Origin of the sequence: Corynebacterium sp. 212_CJEI, assembly GCF_001055915.1 — a bacterium.
GTDB classification, from domain to species: Bacteria; Actinomycetota; Actinomycetes; order Mycobacteriales; family Mycobacteriaceae; genus Corynebacterium; species Corynebacterium jeikeium_D.
The window spans coordinates 1-4,428 of the sequence record NZ_JVPT01000002.1 but is presented as its reverse complement, the minus strand read 5'-3'; the positions used below and the strand labels follow the sequence as shown (position 1 = coordinate 4,428).

Below are 4,428 nucleotides of genomic sequence, written 5' to 3'. Positions count from 1 at the left end.
TTCTGATCCGTAGTCAGATGCTCTATCCGTTGAGCTACGGGCGCATTTTGTTGTTATTCAGTGACTCCGGGTGAATCCCTTGGCCCCTGCAACGAATAGATACTTTACTCATCCTGCGAAGTTTTACAAAATCCGCTGTTCAAGCAACCTTTTTGGGCGCTTATTCAAGTACATATTCGTTGCACGTTAACAACAGGTTTCGTAGCGGTTACCCCGGCCTATCCGAACAGGACCGACCGAGGTAACCCTGACCGAGGTAACGGAGAAACCGAGGAACTACTCGCCGCGGACCCAGCGGACAGCGTTGCCGAAGATGTCCTGCTCACCAATGCCCGGAATGTTGCGCATCAGGCCCTCGCGGAAACGCTCCGGGTGGCCCATCTTGCCCAGAATCCTGCCGTCAGCACTGACAATGCCCTCAATGGCGTAGGAAGAACCGTTCGGGTTGGCTGGCGCTGTCATCGTCGGCACGCCGTCGGCATCGACGTACTGGAAAGCGACCTGGCCGGCCTCGAACAGGCGGCGAGCCTCATCCTCGGAAACCACGAAACGCCCCTCACCGTGAGAAACCGGCATGAGGTGGGTCTGGACTGGCTCGAAATCGCGCAGCCACGGGGAATCCACGGTCGCGACGCGAGTAGTAGCGATGCGGGACACGTGACGCAGCTGGCGGTTGTGGGCCAGGGTCGGCGAGTCCTCGCGGAGCTGCGCCGGGTCGCCGTACGGCAGGAAGCCGGACTTGACCAGCGCCTGGAAACCGTTACAAATACCGAGCACAAGACCGTTGTCGGCCACGAACTCCTTGACGGCGGCTGCGACATCGTCGGAACGCAGGAACGCGGCGATGAACTTGGCGGATCCGTCCGGCTCATCACCCAGGGAGAAGCCACCGGAGAATGCCAGGATGTCGGAGTCCTGAAGCTTCTCGATGAACGCCTTCGTGTCCTCCGCCAGCATTGCCGGGGTCAGGTTGCGGATTACGTGGAACTCGTAGGTAGCGCCAGCAGCGACGAATGCCTCGGCCATGTCGTACTCGGAGTTGGTACCCGGGAAGACCGGCAGCAACACGTGGACATCCTTCTTGCCCGGGCTCTGCAGGTCAGTCTTGGTCTCGCTGACCTGGTTAGCGAACTCCGGCAGGGCCTCGCCCTCGTAGTCATTGAGCGGGAAGACCTCACGGTAACCGGACTCCATTGCCTCCAGAGCCTCGGCGACAGTGAAGGACTCCTCACCGAAGCGCAGCGTGCCCGACTCGTCGGTGGCACCGATCTTCACAGCACCCTCAACAGCACCCTCAACATCCTGACCAGCCGGAACAGCCACAACGATGGAGCCCAGCGGAGCCTCCGGGAGGGATACCTCCAGGCCCACGCCATTGCCCACAGCCATGTTGACCAGGGTCGCAGCCAGATCCGCGTTAGTAACAGCCGAGGCCGCAGCCGGCCGCAGCTCGCGCACAGCAGCAAATAGTGCGTTGAGCTGCTCGTAGTTCGGCTCCCCGGACTCGAGCGGCTTGTGCGCAAACAGGTAGAGGTCGAAGTTACCTGCCGGGATTGCAGCAGAGACAGCGTCGGTCTCGTCCATCGCGGCAACTGCGAAGGTCACCAGGGTCGCCGGCACGTGCAGGTCCTCGCCGTAGGTGCCGGACATGGAGTCCTTACCGCCAATGGCCGCAACCTGGAAGCCGTCCTGAGCCTCGAGCAGGCCGAGCAGAGCCTGCGCAACCTCGCCCCAGCGCTGCGGATCCTGGTCCAGGCGCTGGAAGTACTCCTGCACACTCAGCCAGGCACCGCGCGGATCGCCACCGGCCGCTGCGAGCTTAGCCAGTGCCTCCACGACGGAGTAGGAACCCATGAGGTACGGGGACTCGTCGGCAAGCGATGGCGAGTAACCCCAGGTCATGATGGACGCGGTGCTCGTGCCGCCATCGACCGGCAGCGTCTGGATCGACGCCTGCTCGTCGGTCTTCTGCGTCGCACCGCCGTACGGCATGAGCACGGTGGAGCGGCCGACGGTCGAGTCGAACTGCTCGATCATGCCCTCCTGGGAGCCCGCCGTCGCCGCACGCAGCGACTCCAGTACGCTCGTCGGAGCCTGCTTTACGACGCCGCCCTCCGCAGCAACCATCTCGACGTTCTGGGCGCGGTCGGCGCCGTTGGTGTCGATGAACTCACGGGAGAGGTCGAAGACGACCTCGCCGCCCATGAACATGCGCAGCCGACCGGTGTCGGTGATGTCTGCCAGCGCGACGGCCTCGATGTTCTCTTCGGCAGCGGCGGCGATGATGAAGTCGGCGTCCTCCGGGCGCACGACCAGCGCCATGCGCTCCTGAGACTCGGAAATCGCGATTTCGCGGGCATTCAGACCGGCGTACTTCAGCGGCACGCGCTCGAGGTGAATGTCGATGGAGTCAGCCAGCTCACCGACCGCAACGGACACGCCACCTGCACCAAAGTCATTACAGCGGACAATCTTGGTGGCGACGTCCTCGCGGCGGAACAGGCGCTGAATCTTGCGCTCGTTGACCGGGTTACCCTTCTGCACCTCGGCACCGGAACGGCCCAGCGAGTCCTCATCGTGAGCCTTGGACGAGCCAGTCGCACCGCCGACACCGTCACGGCCGGTGCGGCCACCGAGCATGATCACCACATCGCCCGGCGCAGGTTCGAGGCGCTTGACGTTGTCTGCCGGGGCAGCGGCGACGACGGCACCGAGTTCCATTCGCTTAGCGACGTATCCCGGGTGGACCAGCTCGCGCACACCAGTGGTGGCCAGACCGATCTGGTTGCCGTAGGAGGAGTAGCCGGCTGCGGCGCGGGAGGAAATATCGCGCTGCGGCAGCTTGCCCTCGAGGGTCTGCTCGCGCGGAGTGTTGATGTCACCTGCGCCAGATAGACGCATGGCCTGGTAGACCCACGAGCGACCCGACAGCGGGTCGCGGATTGCGCCACCGAGACAGGTCGAGGCACCACCGAATGGCTCGATCTCGGTCGGGTGGTTGTGGGTCTCGTTCTTGAACATGAGGAGCCACTTGCGGTCATCGCCCTCGACGTCGACGTAGACGGAGCAGGCGTTGATTTCTTCGGAGACTTCCTGGTCATCCATGACACCCGTGCGACGCAGTTCGCGGCCCATGATGGTGCCCATGTCCATCAAGGAGCGTGGCTTGTGCGTGCGACCGTTGAGCTCACGCAGCTCGTCGTAGCGACGCAGCGCGCGGTCGAGCTGTGCGGCAAAGCGCGGCTCGTTGTTCTCGATGGAGGTCAGCTCGGTGTTGAAGGTGGTGTGGCGGCAGTGGTCCGACCAGTAGGTATCCAGCGCGGACAGCTCTACCTCGGTCGGGGTGCGGCCCTCGGAGCGGAAGTAATCCTGGATGGTCTTCAGGTCGGCCAGCGACATGGCCATGCCGTCGGCTGCGAGCAGCTCGGCCAGGCCTTCGTCATCCAGCTCGGTGAAGCCCGGGTACTCCTTCAGCGGCTCAATCTCGCCCATGCTCGGACGGCGCAGGACGCTCAGGTTCTTCTCCCCCGATTCGACCGGGTTGATGAGGAAGGAGCGCACGGCGTCATTCACCGGAGCATCGAAAACATACAGCGTTGCCGAGGTGATCTGCGCCTGCGTTTCCGGGCGGAGCAGGCGCAGGGCCTGCTCGGCGGCATCGGCACGCTGGTCGTACTGGCCAGGCAGCGGCTCGACAGCAAGGTAGTTCCCCAGCTCGGCGGGGGCCGGGAGCTCGACCAGCTCGTCGACACGCGAATCAGCAACTACCGACTCACGCAGCGCGACAAGATCCTCCTCCGTCGCATCGAAAGCATCGTAGAGATAGTAGATTGCCACCTCGCCGTCCTGGCCGATCGAGGACAGCAGCGTAGCTTCCTCATTGCGGAACTCGGGCTTACGGCGAACGGCTAGACGGGCGTCCATCAAGGCTCCTATCGAAATACGGGGAGGGCAACCGGGGTCTAAGTCTATTGCAACTGTTCAGGATAGGAAAATGTCCCCCGGCGTGCGAGGCGGCGCGAGGCGGCGCGGGGCGGAAGCCCCGATTGACCAAGTACAAGGCCAGGCTAATCGGATTCAGCCGGGCAAAGGCTGCGCGGGGGTGTTGGAGGTACGGCCGTGGCGGCTCAGGGAGGTGGCGAGTCGGTCGGCAGGTCCGGGTTGGTGCCTGTTGCTGCGCTTTGCTACCTGTTGCTGCGCGTTGCTGGAGCAAGGGAGCTGGTTCGTTGTCTTATCGATGCATAGTTCACCTATCGATTCGCTATAGCCTGGCCACAAGTGAACAGCGCATCGACAAGTGCACACGTAGCACCCACAGCGCGCGCATAAGTGGCGCAAAACCATCGACAGGCCACGAGAAACCATCGATAAGTGACCGAACCCTGGGGTTAAGTAGCAAAAAGTGTGTCTGACTTTCAGCATTACTGC

The 4,428-nt window shown here is 63.1% G+C and carries 1 protein-coding gene; it reads right to left on the bottom strand.

Annotated elements, in window-relative coordinates; all coding sequences use genetic code 11:
* Positions 1–276: 276 nt before the first annotated feature.
* The gene (locus ADB02_RS00020; RefSeq protein ID WP_049189275.1) at positions 277–3,924 is read right to left on the bottom strand and encodes a phosphoribosylformylglycinamidine synthase; all 3,648 of its coding nucleotides are present in this window, start codon (positions 3,922–3,924) and stop codon (positions 277–279) included.
* Positions 3,925–4,428: the final 504 nt, after the last annotated feature.